The following is a 3,216-nucleotide window of genomic DNA, read 5'->3' as shown; positions in this document are numbered from 1 at the left end:
CTGGGCGAAATGCGCCTGGTAAGCAGAGTTTTTGAAATGTAAGGCCTTTGAATAAGACAAAAGGCTGCCTCATCGCTAACTTTGCAACAGTGCCAAGCTGGCTCGTGAATTCGGAATCAGTCGCGAAACCCTGTATCAATACTTGAGAACGGATCAGTAAATATGCCACGTCGTTCAATCCTGTCCGCCGCCGAGCGCGAAAGCCTGCTGGCGTTGCCGGACACCAAGGATGAGTTGATCCGTCACTACACGTTCAGCGAAACCGACCTCTCCATCATCCGGCAGCGGCGCGGCCCGGCCAACCGGCTGGGCTTCGCCGTGCAGCTCTGTTACCTGCGCTTTCCTGGTGTCATCCTGGGCGTCGATGAGCCGCCGTTTCCGCCCTTGTTGAAACTGGTCGCCGACCAGCTCAAGGTCAGCGTCGAAAGCTGGGACGAATACGGGCAGCGGGAGCAGACCCGGCGCGAGCACCTGGTCGAACTGCAAACGGTGTTCGGCTTCCAGCCCTTTACCATGGGCCACTACCGGCAGGCCGTCCAGTTGCTGACCGAGATGGCCTTGCAGACCGACAAGGGCATCGTGCTGGCCAGCACCTTGATCGAGCACCTGCGGCAGCAGTCGGTCATTCTGCCTGCCCTCAACGCCGTCGAGCGGGCGAGCGCCGAAGCAATCACCCGCGCCAACCGGCGCATCTACGATGCCTTGGCCGAACCGCTGTCGGACGCGCATCGCCGCCGCCTCGACGATCTGCTCAAGCGTCGGGACAACGGCAAAACGACCTGGCTGGCCTGGCTGCGCCAATCGCCCGTCAAACCGAATTCGCGGCACATGCTGGAACACATCGAACGCCTCAAAGCGTGGCAGGCGCTCGACCTGCCTTCTGGCATCGAGCGGTCGGTGCACCAGAACCGCCTGCTCAAGATCGCCCGTGAGGGTGGCCAGATGACGCCCGCCGACCTGGCCAAGTTCGAGGCGCAGCGACGCTATGCCACCCTGGTGGCGCTTGCCATCGAGGGCATGGCCACCGTCACCGACGAAATCATCGACCTGCACGACCGCATCCTGGGCAAGCTGTTCAACGCCGCCAAGAACAAGCATCAGCAGCAATTCCAGGCGTCCGGCAAGGCGATCAACGCCAAGGTGCGGCTGTTCGGCCGCATCGGCCAGGCGCTGATCGAGGCCAAGCAGGCGGGCCGCGATCCGTTCGCCGCCATCGAGGCCGTCATGTCCTGGGATGCCTTCGCCGAGAGCGTCACCGAAGCGCAGAAGCTTGCGCAGCCCGAGGACTTCGATTTCCTGCACCGCATCGGCGAAAGCTACGCCACGCTGCGCCGCTACGCGCCGGAATTCCTTGCCGTGCTCAAGCTGCGGGCCGCTCCCGCCGCGAAGGACGTGCTCGACGCCATCGAGGTGCTGCGCGGCATGAACAGCGACAACGCCCGCAAGGTGCCCGCCGACGCGCCGACCGAGTTCATCAAGCCGCGCTGGCAGAAGCTGGTCATGACCGACACCGGCATCGACCGGCGCTACTACGAACTGTGCGCGCTGTCGGAGATGAAGAACGCGTTGCGTTCCGGCGACATCTGGGTGCAGGGGTCGCGCCAGTTCAAGGACTTCGAGGACTACCTGGTGCCGCCCGCGAAATTCGCCAGCCTCAAGCAGGCCAGCGAATTGCCGCTGGCCGTGGCCACCGACTGCAACCGGTACCTGAACGACCGGCTGACGCTGCTGGAAACACAGCTTGCCACCGTCAACCGTATGGCGACGGCCAACGAGCTGCCGGACGCCATCATCACCGAGTCAGGCTTGAAGATCACGCCGCTCGACGCGGCGGTACCCGACACCGCCCAAGCGCTGATCGACCAGACGGCAATGATCCTGCCGCACGTCAAGATCACCGAACTGCTGCTGGAGGTGGACGAATGGACGGGCTTCACTCGGCATTTCGCGCATCTGAAATCGGGCGACCCGGCCAAAGACAAGAACCTGTTGCTGACCACGATCCTCGCCGACGCGATCAACCTGGGCCTGACCAAGATGGCGGAGTCTTGCCCCGGCACGACCTACGCCAAGCTGGCTTGGCTGCAAGCCTGGCACATCCGCGACGAAACCTACGGGGCGGCGCTGGCCGATCTGGTCAACGCACAGTTCCGCCATCCCTTCGCCGAGCACTGGGGCGACGGCACCACCTCATCGTCGGACGGCCAGAACTTCCGCACCGGCAGCAAGGCCGAGAGCACCGGCCACATCAACCCGAAATACGGGAGCAGCCCAGGGCGGACGTTCTACACCCACATTTCTGACCAGTACGCGCCATTTCACACCAAGGTCGTGAACGTCGGCGTGCGCGATTCGACCTACGTGCTCGACGGCCTGCTGTACCACGAGTCCGACTTGCGGATCGAGGAGCATTACACCGACACGGCGGGCTTCACCGATCACGTCTTCGCCCTGATGCACCTCCTGGGCTTCCGCTTCGCGCCGCGCATCCGCGACCTGGGCGACACCAAGCTCTACATCCCGAAGGGCGACGCCGCCTATGACGCGCTGAAACCCATGATCGGCGGCACGCTCAACATCAAGCACGTCCGCGCCCATTGGGACGAAATCCTGCGGCTGGCCACCTCGATCAAGCAGGGCACGGTGACGGCCTCCCTGATGCTCCGAAAGCTCGGCAGCTACCCACGCCAGAACGGCCTGGCCGTGGCGCTCCGCGAGCTGGGCCGCATCGAGCGCACGCTGTTCATCCTGGACTGGCTGCAAAGCGTGGAACTGCGCCGCCGCGTGCATGCCGGCCTGAACAAGGGCGAGGCGCGCAATGCGCTGGCCAGGGCAGTGTTTTTCAACCGCCTGGGTGAAATCCGCGACCGCAGTTTCGAGCAGCAGCGCTACCGGGCTAGCGGCCTCAATCTGGTAACGGCTGCCGTCGTGTTGTGGAACACGGTCTATCTGGAACGGGCTGCGCACGCGCTGCGTGGCAACGGCCATGCCATTGATGACGCGCTGTTGCAGTACCTGTCGCCGCTCGGTTGGGAGCACATCAACCTCACCGGCGATTACCTCTGGCGCAGCAGCGCCAAGATCGGCGCGGGCAAGTTCAGGCCGCTACGACCGCTGCAACCGGCTTAGCGTGCTTTATTTAATGAGATGGTCACTCCCTCCTTCCCAGTACTATGCTGAGGACAGGCTTTCATTCGGAGAACCATCATGGAAAAC

1 protein-coding gene and 1 pseudogene are annotated in these 3,216 nt (G+C 63.5%); both read left to right on the top strand.

Going from position 1 to position 3,216, the window contains the following annotated elements; all coding sequences use genetic code 11:
* Positions 1 to 94: 94 nt before the first annotated feature.
* A pseudogene (locus ACOTWU_RS25070) lies at positions 95 to 160 on the top strand (helix-turn-helix domain-containing protein); the annotation flags it as partial.
* Positions 161 to 162: 2 nt separating this feature from the next.
* Positions 163 to 3,129 (top strand): Tn3 family transposase, encoded by a 2,967-nt coding sequence (locus tag ACOTWU_RS25065; RefSeq protein ID WP_042863651.1) that lies wholly within the window; start codon positions 163 to 165, stop codon positions 3,127 to 3,129.
* The last annotated feature ends 87 nt before the right edge of the window (positions 3,130 to 3,216 follow it).

The organism is Enterobacter cloacae complex sp. GYL001 (assembly GCF_049237125.1).
GTDB lineage: Bacteria > Pseudomonadota > Gammaproteobacteria > Enterobacterales > Enterobacteriaceae > Enterobacter > Enterobacter hormaechei_C.
This window is presented reverse-complemented; position numbering and strand designations above follow the sequence as displayed.